This window comes from Seongchinamella sediminis (assembly GCF_003457605.1).
Lineage (GTDB): Bacteria > Pseudomonadota > Gammaproteobacteria > Pseudomonadales > Halieaceae > Halioglobus > Halioglobus sediminis.
Genome location: NZ_QRAN01000001.1, coordinates 15,327 through 34,511, shown reverse-complemented (window position 1 = coordinate 34,511; position 19,185 = coordinate 15,327). Strand labels below are relative to the sequence as shown.

General features: G+C 61.7%; 6 protein-coding genes. 2 read left to right on the top strand and 4 right to left on the bottom strand.

The genetic code is table 11. The features are described 5' to 3' along the window. Positions 1 to 26 precede the first annotated feature (26 nt). The 3 genes from DWB85_RS00080 to DWB85_RS00070 all read right to left on the bottom strand — a co-directional run bounded on the left by DWB85_RS00080 (position 27) and on the right by DWB85_RS00070 (position 15,278). Positions 27 to 389 (bottom strand): DUF3467 domain-containing protein, encoded by a 363-nt coding sequence (locus DWB85_RS00080; protein ID WP_117951874.1) that lies wholly within the window; start codon positions 387 to 389, stop codon positions 27 to 29. Between the two features lie 114 nt (positions 390 to 503). Beyond that, complete coding sequence (locus tag DWB85_RS00075; protein ID WP_117951871.1) at positions 504 to 14,252, bottom strand: LEPR-XLL domain-containing protein; 13,749 nt, start codon at positions 14,250 to 14,252, stop codon at positions 504 to 506. 144 nt (positions 14,253 to 14,396) lie between these two features. After that, positions 14,397 to 15,278: a DUF4344 domain-containing metallopeptidase gene (locus tag DWB85_RS00070; RefSeq protein WP_162845936.1), complete on the bottom strand. Its 882-nt coding sequence runs from the start codon at positions 15,276 to 15,278 to the stop codon at positions 14,397 to 14,399. Between the two features lie 303 nt (positions 15,279 to 15,581). Here DWB85_RS00070 and DWB85_RS00065 point away from each other — a divergent pair, with 303 nt between their 5' ends. Next, a complete protein-coding gene (locus DWB85_RS00065; RefSeq protein WP_117951865.1) occupies positions 15,582 to 16,508 on the top strand; it encodes a histone deacetylase family protein in 927 nt (308 codons plus the stop codon). A 7-nt stretch (positions 16,509 to 16,515) separates the two neighbouring features. On the opposite strand, the gene DWB85_RS00060 is transcribed toward DWB85_RS00065, so the two are convergent. Then, positions 16,516 to 17,802: a cation:proton antiporter gene (locus DWB85_RS00060; protein WP_117951862.1), complete on the bottom strand. Its 1,287-nt coding sequence runs from the start codon at positions 17,800 to 17,802 to the stop codon at positions 16,516 to 16,518. A gap of 131 nt (positions 17,803 to 17,933) precedes the next feature. Between DWB85_RS00060 and DWB85_RS00055 the strand changes: the two genes are divergently transcribed. Next, positions 17,934 to 19,178 carry a cytochrome P450 gene (locus tag DWB85_RS00055; RefSeq protein ID WP_117952435.1) on the top strand — a complete coding sequence of 415 codons (1,245 nt, stop codon included), beginning with the start codon at positions 17,934 to 17,936 and terminating at the stop codon, positions 19,176 to 19,178. Positions 19,179 to 19,185 lie beyond the last annotated feature (7 nt).

Below are 19,185 nucleotides of genomic sequence, written 5' to 3'. Positions count from 1 at the left end.
GCAATCGCAGGGCCCTGTGAAGACGCCTACTCTCCGGGCTTGACACCCCCCTTGATATCCAGGGTCCCGTATTTTCTCTCGTAGTCCTTGAGCACACCACCCAGCAACAGCAGAAGCCGCTTGGCGGCCAGCGGGTTGAGAATGATCCGCTCCGAGAGCTTGATGGTCATTTCGTTTTCGGTGCGAACATTCCAGGTCTGGTTGGTACCGAAGAATATGGTGACCTCCTCCTGCGTCGCCGCGGCGTTCACCACATTGGCGTAGGAGGTAGCAAGGTCGCTATCGTCCCAGTGAACCTTCAGTCCACCCTTGCCGCCGGACTTGCTCCCCGTGCCGGCATTGGCTTCAGTACCGTCGTTAGTGTTCGCGTTTTCTTTTTTATCGCTCATCCATGGCCCCATCTGGCTGGCTTGAAGTTGGCGGTGATGATGGCTGCCCACTGCCACCGCCTCGTCTGTCGCGAGTAATCCTCTTGCGCTGCGCTTATTCGACCTCTTTTACTATCATGGCCTCTGCTCAATGCTCCAGTCAACCATCCTGCCGGCGAGAATTTCCTTGGTCACCTTGCCGGCGCTGGACGCGAGGTCAGAGGCCACAAAGTCCCCGTGTTCATCCAGGGCCAGGAACGCGGACCGCGCGCTTGCCTCCGGGGTGGCGAGCAGATGCTGCTCCCCGACGCTGAGGGTGTCGTCCATTACCGGCAGCTCACCGTGGGCGAAGCCTAGGGCGTGACCGATTTCATGACTGACCACCGTGAGCAGGTCCATGCCCGCTTTCCCTTCGCCACTGGCCCAGCCGTTGCCGGCGGCATCGCTGTCGATGTAGATAGTGCCGTCACGCTCCAGCCCGAGCAGTTCGCCCTCCAGGTCGGCGAGGGTGATGTCCACGGCCTCGAGCCTGGCCAGATCGCCTTCCTCCAGGAGACCGCTGTTGGCCCACTGGATACGCGCCTTTTCGGCCACGGAAGCGAGCACCTGCTCTTCCAGCGTCTCGCTGCCTTCGCCTGTACTCTCCGCCCTGAGCGGATCGCCGTATGCGGGGTCATCCGTGAGCGCCGCGACCGAGCTGAAGTCTGCCGTTCCTGCAAGCACCAGTGCGGCCATATCGCCGTCGTTGAGCAGCGCGTTGTAAACATGCCCGAGCACGTCCTGACCGTCGACTCGCAGGCTGACGGTGGTGCCGCTCAAGCCGACTTCCAGGCGGTGCTCGCCGGCATCGCCGAAGCTGAAGTCGGTGCTGGCATCGATCACAAAGCCCGTCTTCGCGGTGAAGTGGCCGATGATCACCTGCTGGCTGCTGATGTCCAGGGCCGCGAACTTGAAGCGGCCGTCGTCGTAGTGATCGAAGGCCACACCGGCCACATCGCTTGCCGCGATCGCCGCGGCAATCTCGAGATAGGCCGAGGCCGCGACATCCAGGCTGAATTTGCTCAGCGCATACTCCTCACCGGCGGGGTCACCGTGGTAGCTCTCGCTATCCACAATCCAGCTACCGACAGCCGGTGCGAATCCGTCAGCCAGGCCGTCTGTGAAGTCCTCCAACTGGGTATAGGTGATATCCGGCGGCAGCTTTTGCACCGCAAGATTGTCGAAGCTGGTGCTGGAATTGTTCATCCCGACACCGACCATGCCGTAGTTCAGACCGACGGATACGCCATCTATCACCCGGGCACCGAAGCTGTGGCTCAGGGACTCCTGACCATCGACCACCAGCGTCACCGTGGTACCGTTCACGGCGACCAGCAGGTTGTGGTTGCTGTTGGCCTTCAGGCGCATGTTGTCCTGGGTCTCGATGATCCAGCCATCGGCCGTGCGCTGGCCGATCTGCAGCTTGTCGGTGCCGACCTCGATACCGGCGAACTTGAAGTCCTCAGGTCCCTGGTAGTCGAAAATCACGTAGCCGTTCGATTTCACGCCGGCGCGATCCTTGTCCGCGTTCACGGTGGCTGTCACCTCGTAGTACGAGGGCAGCTGGTCGCCGACAAACATGAAGTTGATGGCATCGCCACTGGCGATGGAACTGCCCTGCAGGGTCCCGCCGGCGATATTCCAGTCGCCGGATTCCGCAGCCATGGCCGTGGCCTGCCCGCCCTGCACGCCATCGAAGTCCTCCGCCTCCATAACGTCGCGCTTGCCGCCGGGGATGTTACCCGCCTGCGGATCATTCGGCGCGCCGGTCTGTTCCTGCCAGTCGAAGTCCTTCTGCAGCACCATGCCCAGCTCGCCCTTGGGCTCGCCATTGCGGCCAGGATCGGAACCGGTATCCGCAGCGCGGGTCGGATCGGCGCCGTCGCTCTCGGAGAGATCCAGCAGATACTCCTGCAGCTGCGGTTGCAGACTGCGGCTGACGCTGAACTGGCCAAAGGGCGCGTAGGGCGTGATGTAGCTGTTGAACTCCCCGACCCAGTCGATCATGCGATCGGCGCCGGAGTTGTTGATCATCACATCGCGGCCGGCACCGCCGTAGGCCATATCGGCGCCGCGGGAATCGCTGAGCTGGTAGTCGGTCCCAGCGAAGGCCGGGTCGTCGGGCTCGTCGTTGAGACCGCCGTTGGTGTCATGGTTGTCGTCGATGTTCAGCAGGTCCGAGCCGTAACCGCCGTAGAGGCGATCCAGGTCCGTACCGCCCACCAGCCAGTCATTGCCGAGGTCACCGAAGATCACGTCGTTGCCGTCGTGGACCATGCTGCCGACCTGGTCATTGGCATCGGTGAAAGCCTCAAAGTTAAGCAGGAACTCCTTCCCGTTAACGACGATCTTGGTACGCGGATTGAACTCGTCGTAGAGCGCAAATTCCTCGCTGGCGGGGTCGAAACCGAGCACACCACCGGGGTTGGCCGGCGTGGAGTAACCGCTCAGGTAATCCGTGCCATTCACCTGCGCGGCGACACCCTCCATGGCCTCGGCCCCGGAGATGGCATCGTCACCGGCACCGCCGTGCAGCGAATCGTCTCCCAGGCCGCCGTAAATGATGTCGTCCTCGCCGACCGCGAAGGGAGTGAGGTCGACGGTGCGCTTCAGCGCATCGCTGAGATTGATGATGGACTGCTGAATGTCCCCGGGAGTGTCGATGTACTGGTCGAGATCGCGGTTCCCGAGTGGTGCAATACCGTAGAGCGGTTCGCCGTAGTCGTCACTGTTGCGGCTGGTGGCAATCAGTCCGGTATCGCCGAGAATCGCGTCCTCGCCGGTCCCACCGGAGAGCCAGTCCGTGCCCTGCTCGCCGAAGATATCGTCGTTTTCCGCGTCGCCGTAGGCCACGTCCGGGCCGAACATCGCGTGGATGAAGTCGTCGCCGCTCTCACCCCAGATCCTGTCGGCGTCACCGCGGTTATTCGCAGCCACTTCGGGATCGTAGTCCAGGCGCGTCATGCCGCGCACCACGATGCGCAGGTCGCCGCGGTCACTCGCCTCGGCATCGTAGTTGAAGGCCTCGTAAGCACCGCCGTCGGTGTCGTTGAGTCCCACGATGCGATAAATCGAGCCGTTATCGCCGACGATCATGTCCGAGTCGCGGGCGTGCCGGTCTTCTTCCGCGATCAACGGGTCTGCAGGATCGGTAGTGGCATTGCGTTCGAGGCGGTCGGGGTTGGCCGCGCCGCCATAGATAATGTCGGAGCCGTCAGGCCGGTCTTCAGGGTCCGTCAAGCCGAACAGATCCGAGCTGCCGCCGATGATGTCATCCTGGCCGAGACCGCCAAAGAGTAGATCCTCACCGCCGTTGCCCTCGATGTAGTCATCACCGTCGGTGGCTGCCTCGAAGACATTGAAGTACAGGGTGCCATCGGTGGCGCCGCCGGAGTCCGCGGTACTGAGCGCCGTGCTGACACTGTCGGGATCGCCGTCATCGGCGCCGATGGTGCCATCGCCCTGCACGATATCGTCACCGAGCTGACCGAAAATTTCGTCGTTATCGGCATTGCCAGCCAGGTAATCGTTGCCATAGAGGCCGGCTGCAGTGCCATCGGCATGATCCAGCAGCGTGATGGTGCGTCCCGGGCCGCCATCGGGATTACCCCGGGCGGTACCAGTCACATCGGCGTCGCCGTAGTCCGGATCATCGATCGCGGTCTCAGTCTCGTAAAGCAGTGTACCCTCGAGGGCCCGGTAACGTTCGCCGACATCGCCGTCGTTACGCCAGATCAGCGCATTGTCGCCGGCCAGGGCATCATCGCCGCTGCCGCCGTCGATGATGTCACTGACATCGCTGCCCGTGGTGACAATCGCCGGAGCGCTGAGCTCATCGATTCCGCCGGCCACGTTGTGGCCGCCGGTGAGGTCGTCGTTGTTGTTACCACCAAACAGCCGGTCGTCGCCCTGCTGGCCGAGGATGATGTCGTCGCCACCCTCGCCCCAGACCTGGTCGCCCTCGCCGCCGTCGCCGTCACCGGTGTCGATAGCGAAGAAGTTGCGGGAGTTGAGCGTAAGGTGCTGACTGAACTGCGGATAAACGGCCCCATGGTCACCAAAGATCAGGTCATCGTTGCTGCCCGCAGTGCCGGCCCCGTCCGCCTCATCGCCCCAGAGGGCATCGGCATCGGTGCCACCGAGAACGATATCGCTGCCGTCGTCGCCCTGGATGGTGTCGCGTCCACCGGGCTGCGCCGCTGGCAACTCGGTTGTGATGATGTCGAGGGTCGACAGGCCATCTACATCCGATTCTCCATCGAAGAACGCATCGCCATTAAAGTCATATCCCCACTCGAGGCGACCGTTGTCACCGAGCGCGATGTCATCGCCGTCATTGCCGTTAATGGTGTCGCCAGCAGTGCCACCCATGAGGATGTCATTGGCCGCGTTGCCTTCAATGGTATCGGCGCCGCCGCTGGATGCGGCAGTGTCCGTGGTACGCAAGGTCTGGAACGGGGCTCCACGAAGGAGACGCTCTCCTGGACCCTCGCCGAGGAGCAGTTCGCCGTTGTCACCGAGCACCACGTCGGCGCCATCGCTGCTGCCAGTGATTGCGCCATCACCGTAGAGCGTATCGCCGTCGCGGCCGCCCATGATGACATCGCCGCCATCGTGGCCGGAAATGGTATCGGCGCCGCCAGGCTGGCTCAGGTTCGTGCGCACCGCGTCTAGACTGGAGAGATCGGCATCTCCCTCGCTGAACAGCACTTCGCCGCCATCACCGAGGAGAAGATCGTCACCGGCGTTGCCACCGATAATGTCACCGGCCACACCACCGAGCGCAATATCGTTACCGGCATCACCGCCGATGGTGTCGACATCGCCCGTGGTTTCACTGGTGTCCGTGGTGGCCACACTGTCAACCGGGGTCCCCAGGACAAAAGCATTGCCCGCTCCGGCACTGCCATCGAGCACCACCTCGCCGTTGTCGCCCAGGAGGATGTCATCCTCGCTGCCGCCGCGGATGACATCGCTGCCGAATCCGCCAATGGCAAGGTCTGCACCCGTGTTGCCGTACAGGGTATCGTTACCACCCTGGTCCTTGTCGGTACTGGTGACCTTGAGCACGGTCACGTTGGCACCGGTGGGTACGAAGCCCAGGCCGCCAAGAACAATGGCAACATTGTCACCGGCAAGCAGGTCGGCCCCGGCATTGCCGTAGGCAAAGTCGCCGCCGCTACCGCCGATGAGGATATCCAGGCCGCTGCGGCCGTAGAGGGTGTCGTTGCCGAAAGCGCCGGCGACACTCGAATGTACTGCCACCAGTTGATCTTTGGTGAGGTAGCCCTGGTCGCCCACGCCGATGTCATTGCCATTGCCACCCTGGGCATCGCCGAATATTTCGTCGGCAAGGCCGCCGCCGAACAGGATGTCGTCGCCATCCTCACCGCGCAGCGTATCCGTGCCCTCGCCTCCATCGGAGAAGGTGGTGACGCGATCGAGGTCCACGTCCTGGGTACGGGTGCTCACCTCGCCACCGGCGTAGAAGGCGCCGTTATCGCCGATCACGATGTCGTCTCCGCTGCCGGCAAAGATGGTGTCGGTACCGTCAGTGCCGGCAAAGTCGGCATCCTCCGCACCATCGACCCCGGCATTCTGCGCTGGACCGGCATAGCTCAGTGGCACGGCTGCGAAGTTGTCATTGTACTTGTCGGCATACGGCGAGGAGCCGCCGATCACCAGGTCGGCACCGGCACCGGAGCGGATCAGGTCCGCGCCGCCGCCCCCTTCGACATAGTCGTTGTCATCGCCGGAAAATATCTCGTCGGCACCGGCGCCGCCAAAGGCCCGGTCGTTGCCACTGCCGGTGACCAGCAGGTCATCGCCGTCACCGCCGTAGAAGCTGTCGTTGCCCCCCTCGGCGTTGTCCTCCGGGTCCGCCTCCTCGCTGTCGTAGGCATCGCGGATGGTGTCATTGCCCGGGCCACCGAATATCAGGTCATCGCCGGTATCGTCAGGCCCGACGCCGGCGCCCTCACCGAAGAGTACGTCGTTACCGATGGCATTGTCATCGCCGCGATTATCTCCCCAGATCTTGTCACTGCCCTGGCCGCCCTCGATGAGGTCGGTCTCATCGTTACCGGTGAGTTCGTCGTTGCCCCAGCCACCGGTGATGTTGTCGTTGCCTTCGCCACCGTAGACGATGTCAACACCGAAGTCGCCACGCAGGTCATCGGCGCCATCGTTGCCCTCGATCTCGTCGTCGTAGGTCGGTGCGCCGAAGGCCGCAAAACCGGCATTATCCAGCGCTTCGTTCAGTTTCTCGATAAGATCATATTCCGGCTCGCCCTCGACGAAAGTGCGCTGCTGGTTGATGCCGTCCTCGCCGAAGACCGCATCGTCGCCGCCATCGCCGTACAGTTTGTCGCTGCCGGCGTTGCCACGGATATCATCGGCATCGGCGCCGCCATGGATTTCGTCATCGCCGAGGCCACCGCGGAGGATGTCCTCGCCGGCATCGCCGTCGAGCTTATCGTTACCGGAGCCGCCGAAGATCTCGTCATTGCCATCCCCCCCGGTGATATCGGCACCAAAGACCACCGATTCATCGATGGTGATCTTGTCGTCTTCCGCGCCGCCATTGCCAATGATCCGGGTGCCGGTGAGGTTGAGGTTGGCTATGGTGATATCGCGGATCGCAGCTGCCGTATTGTCCTCGTAAGTGGGCGCCGCGTCGGTAAACAGCTGGAACTGGCCGAAGCCGAGGATGCCGACGACATTGCTCGACAGCTCACCATCGCCGTCCAGGTCCTCGACCCCCTCGAGCTCGGTGCGCTCGATCACACCGTTGCCGTTGATGTCTTTGAGGGTCGTGAGCACACCATCGCCGTCCCGGTCCATCTCGCTGAGGACAAAGATCTCTTCCTCGCCATCGGTGGCGCCGGGCTGCCGGTCACCGGCCCGATCGCCGATATTGAGCAGGATATCGTCACCATCGAGTGTTCCCGGCAGGGGTGGCGGCAGGGGTGGACAGCTCGCTGAGAAATCGAGTAGCGTCACGTCGAGCAGGTTTAGCGTTTCGGAGAAAATGGTGACAAAGCCGAAGGGCGTGTCGAAGCCGATCTTGACAAAGGCATCGAAGAAGGCGCTGAGCGCGCCCTCCAGGTCGAATACGCACTCCACGCCGCGAGCGAAGTTGCGCGCCAGCTCGTCGAGATAGACTTTGCCGTCGCTGTCCGGGTCGTTCCAGTTGGCCCCTATCTCGGCGCGCACGCCGCCATTCACTCCGGCCGAGGCAACTACCACGTTCAGCTCTGCACCGGCAGAGGCCTCGACGCCCAGGCCGAGTTCGAGGATATCCTCACCGGCTTCATTCAGGTCGTTGAAGTAGAAGCCGTTGAAGAAGGAGCCCGTGGCCAGGCCCCGGGTGTCGAAACCGATCGCGAAGTCAGCAAACAGCTCGGCACCGAGATTGACGGTTGCAAACAGCGGGATCGGCGGGATGATCGGGCCAAAGCTCATGCCGAAATCGAATTGTGCCGATAGCCTGGGGATATCCCAGGTCACCAGGTCCGCCGTTCCACCAATCAGCAGGTTAAACAGGGAAGCGGGATTTTCAATGATGTCGAAAGAGATGCCCAGTCCGCCGCTGGTATCAAAGCCGGCGCTGGCCTCGGCTTTGGTCACCAGTTCCGCCGTTCCAGGCTGGGAGGTGAATGCGTTACGCAGGCTTTCAGATGTGGCGGTCACCGAACCCAATGCAGCGTCCAGCGCGCTGGAGGCACTGGCCTCGGTGAGGTCAATGCCACCGAAGTCCATGTCGCCGAAGTTGATCTTGCCCGTAGTTGCAAGGTCGTCGACGATGCCGATAACCTGATCCACAGTCTGCGCCACATTGAGAAAGATCTCGACCGATTCGAAACCGCTGCCGAGCAACTTGATGGCACTGAGGAAGGTGATCGGGTCCTGGCCCAGCAGTTTGGATAGGTCGGAGACCACCGGCACTTCCGTGTACAGGATGTCGAAGATCGGATCCAGGGCCGAGGTGAACGGCTCAAGCTGCTCCAGCACCGGGCCGAAGGTATTCTGGAAGAACTCGCCGACATCGAGCGACAGGTCGTTGAACTCCAGCATCGGCAGATCGGGCACTTCCCCACTGATCAGGTCGTAGTCCCAGTCCGTATTCATTTTCACTTCGAGACTGGGCAGGGTGCCATCGGTACCGGCCTCAATGCCGGCCTCTATCAGCAGGTCGATATCCACCTCGAGATCGGAACTGAGATCGAACATCAGCTCGTTGATATCGGTCTCGCCCGTGCCCAGATCGACGCCAATATCACCACTCAGGTTGACGCCCTCGTAGGTGACGCCATCGTGCTCGCCGCTCAGTTCGGTAGCCTTCAGCTCGAGGAAAAACAGCCGGGCCGTCAGGCTGGTGCCGTCGACAAGTCCGGCATTCAGGCTCGCGAAGATATCGTCCGTGTCAGGGTCTTCACTGAACTTCAGGTAGGGGCCGGTCAGCAGCCCCAGGCCGAGGGTGAAGTCCAGGCCGGCATCGAAATCGACCGCGATACCGCCCTCGGTCTCGACCTCGAAGATGAGTGCATCCAGTCCGAGATCGAAGCTGGTTTCAAAATCCTTGCCATAGTCGAAGCCAAAATCTATCTCGACGCCGAGATTGGGGTCGGAAAGCAGATCTTGTGCATCGAAGTCGGCCGTGTCGATATCCGAACCATCCAGCGTGAAGCGGATGTCCGGCACCAGATCGAGTAGCAGGTCTACGCCTGCGCCAGCGGCACCCTCGGCAGCGCCAACGGCGTTCGTTATCGCGGTTGCTAGCTGCTCATTGACCCACTCGCCCAGGTCATCCACTGCATCGGGAACCTCCTCTAACGCCGATTTCATTGCATCGAAGGCATCCTGCAGGAAGCTCACGCCATTCCCGATTACGTCGGCGGCATCGTCCAGCACCGGGAGACCATCAATGAAATCAGAGCCCAGTGCGTCTTCCAGAACCTGCAGGATCGTATCGATAGCCGCAAATAGATTGGCAAGGTTCAGCTCGGTGAAGGAGCCGATGATGGCGCTCACCTCCTCGTCGCTAAGGCCGTCCAGGGCGAAGTCGAATCCTTCGCTGTTGAACGCTGTCAGTGAGGTCGTGAAACCGATATTGACCAATTCGGTCTGGTTTTCGAGGTCCCCATTGAAGCCGAGGGTTGTCAGGCCAGATCCTGACAGCACCATGGTCGACGGCGATTCGTCCAGGCCGCCCTTGACAGCGATCTTGAGCAGGCCCCCGTCGACCTGCGCGTCAAAGATCTCGCCAAGATTGCCATCACCAAAAATACCGAGATCGGTAAAGGTTGCTGCCGCCATGGCGGTATCGATGGCGTCGGCCAGCGCGTTTACTGAGGGGTAGGGATCCCCGGGGTCACCACCACCGTAGGCCGGAACATCGACCGCGATGGGATCGAAGCCATTGACGGCGATAGAGAATGACAACGGATCATCGAAGTCGAGATCCGGCGCGTCGGTAGCCACAACCTCGACCGGGCCGCTGGGCGCGAGAACCCCGGTGCCATTGGTGTAAACTGGCAGGCTGGCCTCCAGAAAGCCGTTGACGCTGGGGTCAAAGGTAGCGGCGTTGATATCCCCGAGCAGAATCAAGCCATCGTCGTCGCCATCGTTGTCGATAAGCGACAGGCCTATACTGGCATTATCCTCGCCGGCGACGATTTCGGTGCCACCCATCCCGTCGTCCTGCTCGACGGCATCTGCGACGATAATGGACGCGGCTTCCGGATCCGGGAAATCCGGATTGCCGAAGCTGGCGCTGAGGCCAAAGATCGACAGCTCGGCAAAGCCTTCAAGATCAAGGCCCAATTCCAGGGTAGCGGCGCTGTCGGTCTGCAGGAAAATCTGCGGCGTTCCACCGCTGACATTGAGGCCAAAGCCCAGATCCAGCGAGCCCGCGAGATTCAACTCGCCATCCAGGGCTGACTCGAAATTGAGGGGAATGTCGGTATCGCCTGGCCCGGTCAGGTCGAAATCGAGCTCAAAGCTGTCACTCAGGGTTTCGTCCGCGGCGATATGCAGGTTGATCAGCAGGTTGTTGTTGTCGTCGAAGCGGAAGCTGAGCAGTTCACCGCCCAGGGCATTCTGCACGGCGGCCACCACGTCGTCGCGAACCGGCGTCAGTACATCGTCAACCAGCGCGTCGTACTGGGCCTGCAGCTGGTCTTTCAGGGCGCCGGCGGCGAGGTCAGGGTCGTTCAGTGCCGTGTCGACGATATCCCGCGCGATCTCGATCTTCTGCAGCAGGTCATCGGAAAGACCAAACAGGCGCACAAAGTCCATCAGCTGCAGGGAGGACACGTCCTCCAGCAGACCTTCCAGGCGACCGATGATCTGCTCCGCCTCGGTGATGGCATCGATGGCGTCCTGCACGGAAGGCACATCAGCAGGCAGGTTAGCCTCGAAGTCCTCGAGTTCTGCCTTGATGCCGCTGCCTGCCGCGGAAAGCGCATCGCTAACCGTGTCGACCAGCAGGGTCTGGATAGACTCCTCATCGAGCTCGCTGAGTACATCGGCAAGCTCCGGCAATTCAAAGCCCAGGGCCTCGAATATCAGCTGTACCACCGTATCAGTTGACGGTACCAGCTCACGCGCCTGGTCGGTGAACCCGGCGAGCAGGTCCTGGAAGCTATCCTCCAGCGTAGCGTCAACGCCTGGCAGGTCTTCCTCCGCAATGCGCTTGCCCACCAGCAGGAAGGCGTTGAAGGCCGCGATCAGCTCGGTGGGGTTGGGCGCGGTGATCAGGTCGAAATTCTCCGGCAGCTCGGCGATCGCACTCAACAGATTGTTGGTGGCATGAAAGAACTCGTCTTGCAGCCCGACCGCGTCCAGGGCGGCGAGCACCTGGTTGGCCTCGGAAGCCGAGAGCCCCGGCAGGGTGAGCTGGAACTGGCCGTCGACGAAGTCACCGAGCTTGCTGTCCAGCAAGGTGGTCAGTTCCCCTCTCAGGTTCTTGATCTTTTGCGCCAGTTCGCCGTCAAGGATTTGGTCCAGCCCGTTCTGGGCCAGCTGCAGGATATCATTGATGGAGGTGTCGACCAGCGGCAGCTCGTAGTTGAAAAGGTCGAAGTCCCCGGCAATGGATTCGCCTATCGCAAGCACCAGCTCGATGACCTGGCCGATGGACAGGTTCTCGAAGCTGGCCAGCAGTTCCTCGATCGCCGTGGTGTCAAAATCGAAGTCCAGGGCGAGGCTCAGTTCGTTAAGGCCACCCGCGGCCGCCGCGACCGTATCCTCGAAGGTGACGATAAGCTCCGGCACGGCCTCGAGGAGATCAAGGTCCAGGCCCAGGGTATCCGCATCGGGGAATGTCAGTGGCAGGGAAAGCGTCCCGGAAGTAACAGCGAAATTAACGCTGTCGCTGTCTACGGCGATCGGGAAGGCGTCACCCTCGTCGATATCCTGGCGGGCCAGCTCATTGAGGAAGATACGACCGTCGGAGAATGGATCCTGCAGCGCGAGACTGGCATCAATCGTGGTTTCGGTAAGCGAGCCGTCTTCCACCCCGATTTCCAGGAAGCCCAGCGCTCCGGTCAGGTCGATATCGTCGGCGCTGATGCTCGCCGCCGCGCTGATGCTGCTACTGTCTTCCTGGATGAAGAAGCGGGGCATGATTATGCCGGCGACGATCTCGCCATCCTCGTTACCGCCCGCAGACAGGAGTATGCCGAGATCAATCAACGCCGGAGAGAGCGGACCCTCTTCCTCGTTTTCGGCCACCGAGATCACAAAGTCCCCGCCACCGCCGCTAATGTCCCGGAACAGCAGGTTGCCCTGGGCGCCGTCTGGCACAATCTCGAGCTTACCAAACAGCGGATCCGACTCCTCACCCAGTATGGTATCGATCAGGTTCTGAACCGTCTTACTATCATCCCCATTGATCACCCCGTCAGCACTGGTATCAAGCACACTGAGATCGATATCCGCCATGCTGCCATCCGACAGCAGGATATTGAAGTCAGGGCCATCGGCCACCCGGATACCGGCGCCACCATTGAGCTTGCCAAGGGAGGTTTCGCCACTGAAGGTGGAAATATCAATGCCCGCACCGACATCAAGCGCAGCCGTCACCGCAAAACTCGCCTCCGCGCCACCGGACAACACCAGCTCACCGACGCCCAGGTCCAGCGATTCGCTGAAATTCATCAGCACATCCTGCTGGAAGCTCTTGGCGATATCGATGTTGAAGGTGATGCTGTTACTGGCAGCATCAAAAGCCGCCACGAAGTCCGAACCTTTCAGTGCGGATTCGTTAAGAAGACCAATAAACTCCTGGATCGTCGCGAACTGGAACAGCGGCAGGCCGAACATGGAGTTTTCCAGACCAAGTACCGTGGCGAGGGCCGGGTCCACACTGGTCAGTTCAAACTTGTCGATGGAAGCATCCGTGGCCTGCAGCAGCAGCTGGCTATCTTCCAGAACGGCTTCTATCCCCAGCCCGCTCAACTCGCCATTGAGAGCGGTCAACAGCCCGGCAGTTTCAGTTATTCCGCTGTAGTCGATGGTGATCGTAACAGGGGGGTCCGCCTCATCGACGCTGATGTCAAAGCTGAGATTGCCACTCAGGTCGCCCAGATCACCCAGCAGCGACACCGCTTTAACGCCGACGTCAAACAATTCCTGCGACAACTCGTCGAAGAGCTCGGCGAAACTGGTGATGTCACTGATACCATCGCTGAGGAAGGGGATACCGCCGGCAACATCGAGAACACTGGAGATGGCGTCCAGCTGTGAGCCCAGGTTCTGTAGCGCCCCGGCGACATCACCCGGGCGAATATTGGTAAAGTCGGCCAGCACGGGACTGTTGACAGAGATGCTGAAGTCCGGGTTTGCGAATAGATTGGCGCCTTCAATGCCGGAGATAATGAGGTTCGCGGATGAGTCCGCTGGTGCGAGCCCGGCCAGCGTTGCCGTTACCGGCAGCGAGGCACTGAAACTGTTATCGCCATCGACCGTGAGCACGCTGTCGTCGATAGCGGCATCGGTCAGCTCGGCCAGGGTCAGCAGCGTGTCGCTGCCGGCATCGGGCAGATTGACGTCGAGGAAGGCGGACATGTCCACCTCCCCATTGTCGAGCTGGGCGTCGATAAAGCCGAGGTCAAAGGCGGCGTTGATCGTCGCATCGATCGTGCCGCCGACGCTGATGGCGGCGCCGTCGGTGTCGATGAAGAAGGCATCGGCGGGGTCCAGCCCCCCGGTGGTGAGGAAACCGAACTCGAAGGCCACGTTGATACTGCCGGCCAGGTCCACCGTGTTCTCAAAGCCGATGCCCAGGGCATCGAAGGCCTCGCCCACGCCAAAGGCAAAAGCCTCAGCTGGCAGCTCGTAGCTGAAATCGACCGTGAAGCGATACTCGTCACTCACCTGGTCGGTGATGTCGGTAACGTAGTCGCCAGCGCCAAGCAAGGCATCCAGGGCGCTCTCAAGCGCATCCGCTACTTCCTGCGTGGTGGTCGCAGCGGCAGACGCCAGCGGGTCCACCAGGTTATCCTGGATGAAGCCCCCGAGGTCCAGCAGGTCGCCCAGCGGCGTGTCGATCAGCGGCAGCGGCTGGGCAAGCTCGTCGAAATCATCGAGTTCATCGGCCCAGTTGGCGAGACCGTCGAGGCCGTCCACCAGCGCCTGGGCGGCACCCGGTACCAGGTCAGCGCTCAGCAACAGCCGTGGCTCCAGCGTTTCGACCTGGTAGCGGCGCCTGGCGGGCGGCGGGGGTCGCCGCGAGGTCGTGCTCAAATCAGGTGCGCTGCCGCGGCGCAGTGCCTGGGTCAGTCTGGAGAGGGTGAAGGGCCCACGCCGACGGCCGAAGCCGGGCAAATTGGGAACGGTCATGTGTAACACTCCCTGCGCAAAACCCGCTGGCCGCGGTTTTGCTGCGCTAATCCTTAGCAAACTTTAACCTAACCCTTTAGTAAAGCTCTCTCTATATGTCAAATTCCTGTCTAACCCAGCCTGTAAGCACCTGTAAACGCTCTACTATTTATTCGCTTCCTCGCGCCGGCGCAATTCCTCACCCACCAGTTCCGGCCGCACCCAGGGGGCGGTCCGGGCGCTGAGCTGGCGCAGGAAAGCGCTCTGCATGCGCGGCACCAGGAATGGCTGCCAGGCCCTCGCGTGCTCATCGCCTGCCTCGCTCCAACGCTGGATGTTACGGGCCCGCTGCGCCGCGAGAGGATGCCGGCCATGCCCGAAACTGCCCGGATTCTGCTGTTGCGCCACCGCTGCAGCGGCGAAAAACCGCGCCTGTGCCATGGCGGCATCGTCCCGTTCGATCATCGTCGTCAAGGCCGTCGCCATCTGGTCGGCAATTTCCTCGTTGTCATAAAACGGCATCTCCCACTGCCGCAGGAGCACGTGGGCAAATTCATGCAGCAGGGCAAACAACAACAGCGCTTTGGCCTGCTCCCGCTCGTCGACCGCCGCTTCGATTGCGCTCACATATTCCAGACAGAGGTAGATGCGCTTATCGACTGTTAGCAGGTTGGCGACCCCGCAGGCTGCGGGCTGCACGTCGATGGAGTCGAAGATAAAGATTTTGTTCAGGGAGGCAACGATGCGGTTCATGGCCCGCTGCAGCTCAGGGCGGTCGAGCGGCCTTAATTCCGCACGGCTGATGCGCACCGCGACCTCCACGTCGACCTCGTCAGGACCGTCGCGATTGTCGAAAAGCACATAGTAGTCATCGCTGGCTGGCGGTACCAGGGTGACGCTGTCCTCGTCCGCAACGCGCTGGGAATGCAGTGCCTGCGCGACATCCGGAAAGCGCGCCAGGTTGGCCAGATCGAGCACCCACACCTGCAAGGGCTTTTCCACCTTGAACTGAAGCTCAAGCTGGGTCCCAACCTGTACGTTTTCCAACCTCAACGCCGTGTGCTTTCCAGCCGTGACCGTCGTTTGAAAGTCGTGCTCCAGCACCGGCTCGGCAAAGAGCGCAAGGGGATACGCCCCAAGGATCACTACTACCAAGCTGCTGACTGCTGCCAAGCGCATAATGCCTCTCTCACGTTTCTGGCGGGGAAAAGGCTGCCTCAAACCGGTACTGGCGCCCGCATGTATCTGGCTAAACTCTGCGAGCATTATGTATGGAAGCCAATTCACTACTGCTATTGTTGCTTGTAATCCACCCAGCGGGCAAGATCAGCTAAAAACCGGAGTCAAACCATGAGCATCGGCTACATCACCCATCACCAGTGCCAGCTGCATGATATGGGCAGCTATCACCCGGAACAGCCGGCGCGGCTGACGGCCATTAATGACCGCCTGATCGCCACCGGGCTGGATATGGTGCTGCGCCAGTACGATGCCATACCAGCGGAAAAGTCCCAGCTGCTGGCCGCCCACGACAGCGCCTATGTCGACACGGTTTATCGCAAGTCCCCGGAGCACGGCACCGTGTCACTGGACGGCGACACCAGCATGAATCCTTTCTCGCTGCAGGCGGCCCGCCTGGCGGCGGGAGCCGTGATCCAGGCTGTGGACCTGGTGATGGCCGCTGAACTCAACCAGGTATTCTGCGGGGTTCGCCCGCCCGGGCACCACGCCGAACGGGACAAGGCCATGGGCTTCTGCCTGTTCAACAGTATCGCCGTGGGCGCCTATCATGCCCTCAACCAGCACGGCCTGGAGCGGGTGGCGATCATCGATTTCGACGTGCATCACGGCAACGGCACCGAAAACATCGTCAAGGGCGACCAGCGGGTCCTGTTCTGCTCCAGCTTCCAGCACCCGTTTTACCCGCACAGCGGCGACGACTGCGACGCCGCCAACGTGATCAACCTGCCCCTGCCGGCGGGCTGCGGGGGGGAGGAGTACCGGGCGGCGGTGAGCGAACTGTGGCTGCCGCGGCTGGCCGAATTCGCCCCGCAGCTGATATTCATCTCCGCCGGCTTCGACGGCCACCAGGCGGACCCGCTGGCGGACTTCAACCTGGTGGACGAGGATTTCGCCTGGATCACCCGCCGACTGTGCGAACAGGCCGGGCAGAGCGCTGGGGGAAGGATCGTGTCATCGCTGGAGGGTGGTTACGACCTGCACGCCCTGGCCCGTTGCGTCGAGGCACACCTCAAGGCCATGTTGGGCGAAACCTGAAACGCGGCTAAAAGCGCACCAACCGCGGCTTGAGCAGGGCCGGACCAATCACTGTAGTCAGCAGCACCACCATCACCAGGGTGGCGTAAACAGTCGGTGTGAAGATACCGTGGGCAAAGGCGAAGGACGCGAACACCAGCCCCACCTCGCCCCGCGGCACCATACCCAGGCCCACCCCCAAACGGTCGAATCCCGGCCCGGTCACCAGGTAACCGGCAGCGGCCTTGGAGACCACTGCAACCAGCGTCAGCACCACGATAGCCAGCAGGATCGCAGGGTCGGTCAGCACCTGCAGCTGCACCTGGGCGCCGATGTACACGAAAAATATGCAGATAAAAATATCGGTGATGGGGCGAATCAGTTCTTCCAGGGTATGCTTTTGCAGGGTGTCACCGACCCGGAAGTTAACATCGTCCAGCAACAGGCCGGCGACAAAGGCGCCGATCAGCGGCGCCAGGCCCGCCTGCGAGGCCAGTTCGGCAAAGGCCAGGGCCAGACAGAAGGCAAACCCGGTCCAGATACTGGCGTGCTTGGTAACGGAGACCATATGGACGATCTCCGGCATCAACCGCTGCCCGATAAGCACCGCGGCGGCGAAGAACAGCAGGGCCTTGGCCACGATCAGCAGCAGCGTTGCCCAGGCGAACTCGCCACTGGCGGCAACACTGGCCAGCACCGCCAGCAACAGGATGCCCAGAATGTCATCTATCACTGCCGCGCCCAGGATTACCTCACCGGAGGCGGACTTGAGCTTGTTCTGGGCGATCAGCAGCCTGGCGGTGATACCCACCGAGGTGGCTGCCAGGGTAGCGCCGACAAACCAGCCCTGCATACCGCCATTCATGCCCAGCAGTACCGCGGCGCCCAGTCCCAGCGCTACCGGCAGCAGCACCCCGGCGCAGGCCACGGCAGCGGCGTTGCGCCCCACCTTGAGCAGGTCCCGCATGTCCGATTCCAGTCCGACCAGGAATAACAGCAAGACCAGCGCCAGTTCCGCCGCATAGGACATGAAATCACTGCTGCGCAGCAGCGCGGAAAAATTGAAATCGATGCCCAGCAGGGCGAGGTTACCGAGCAGGATGCCGGCGCAGATTTCGCCGACCAGTTCAGGCATACCCAGGCGCTCGAACAGGTAGCCGCTGGCGTCGGCCAGGGTGATCATGAGGATCAGCGTCAGGGAAGTGCGACTGAAGCTCTCGCTGACCCCGGCTGCCAGCACCACCGCTGGCAGCATCGTCGCCACTGCCAGCAACAACAGCACCCGACCGCCCCGGTTCCGCAGAATCCCGCCCATTGATCCCCCGATGTCCCCTGTACCAGAAGCTCACATGCTACCACGCTGCCGGGCTGTTAACCGATTTGTCACTTGCGGCAAATGTATACAGATGTATACTTTTGCCACTGGTACCTACCGTGGAGATCATCATGGCCGAAATCACGGAAGCCCTGCTCCCTGTTGCGGACATCTTCAACCCCCAGTCAGCGGAGTACATGAACGACCCGGTGCCCCAGTGCCTTGCGCTGGCCGAGCGCGGGCCGCTGGTCTGGTACGAGCCCTGGCAGGCCTGGATCATGACCCGCATAGAAGACATCATGCAGTGCTGGAAAGAGGAGCCCCTGTCCTCTGACTTCTATGACTGGGAGTTCGCTCCCCCGCGCCCCCCGGAGGATGAGTGGAGTAACTTCGAGCGGGCCATGATCGGCCACAGCCTGCTGGCGGACCAGAGCCATCACCGGCTGGTGCGACGGGTCACCGCGCCGGCCTTCTCCCGCAACGTGGTGGACAATATCCAGGCCAAAATCGAGCCGGAAGTGAAAAAGCTGTTCGACAACCTGGGGACACCCGAGACCTTCGACTATATCGCCGAAATCGCCAACCACATCCCGTTTATCTCCATCACCCGCATGGTCGGCATTCCCGAGAAGTACTGGCCGCAGATCAAGCAGGTCATCCTGACCTTTACCGAAACCTGGAACCCGACCATATCCGACGAACAGCGGGAAGCGGCGCGCCAGGACAGCAACCGCGCCATCGACATTATCAGGGAGGTGATCGCCGAGCGCCGGCAGGCGCCTGAGCAGGATGACTTTCTCTCCACCCTGCTGCGTATCGAGGCGGAGAACGAAGGCTTTAAGGAAGGGGACATCATCACCCTGATCCTGGCGCTGATCGGCGCCGGCGCCGACACCACCCTGGTCGCCCAGCAGTGGACGGTGTACTCCCTGCTGCGCCACAAGGACCAGATTGAAGCGGCCCTGGCGTCACCGGAGGCGTTTGCCAACGCCTTTTCCGAGATCAACCGCTGGGGCGTTTCCTCGAAAATGGGCTTCGCCCGCTACGCGCCCGAAGAAATGGAGTTCATGGGCCAGCACCTGCGCGAGGGGGTGATGGTGCTGATGATGCCCCACCTGAAGGACCACAACCCGGACTACTACGACAAGCCCGAGACCTTCGATGTCACCCGCCGCTTTGATCCCGATGTGATGTTCGGCTACGGCCCGCGCTACTGCATCGGCGCGGCACTGGCCAGGCGCCAGCTATACCTCACCGTGTCGGAGCTTTACCAGCGCTTCCCCAACATCGAAATGGCAGAAGAACCGGAGCGCGATCCCAGCGACCACAACGCCATCGTGTTCCAGCGCCTGCTGCTGCGCACCCACTGCGCCTGACCCCAAC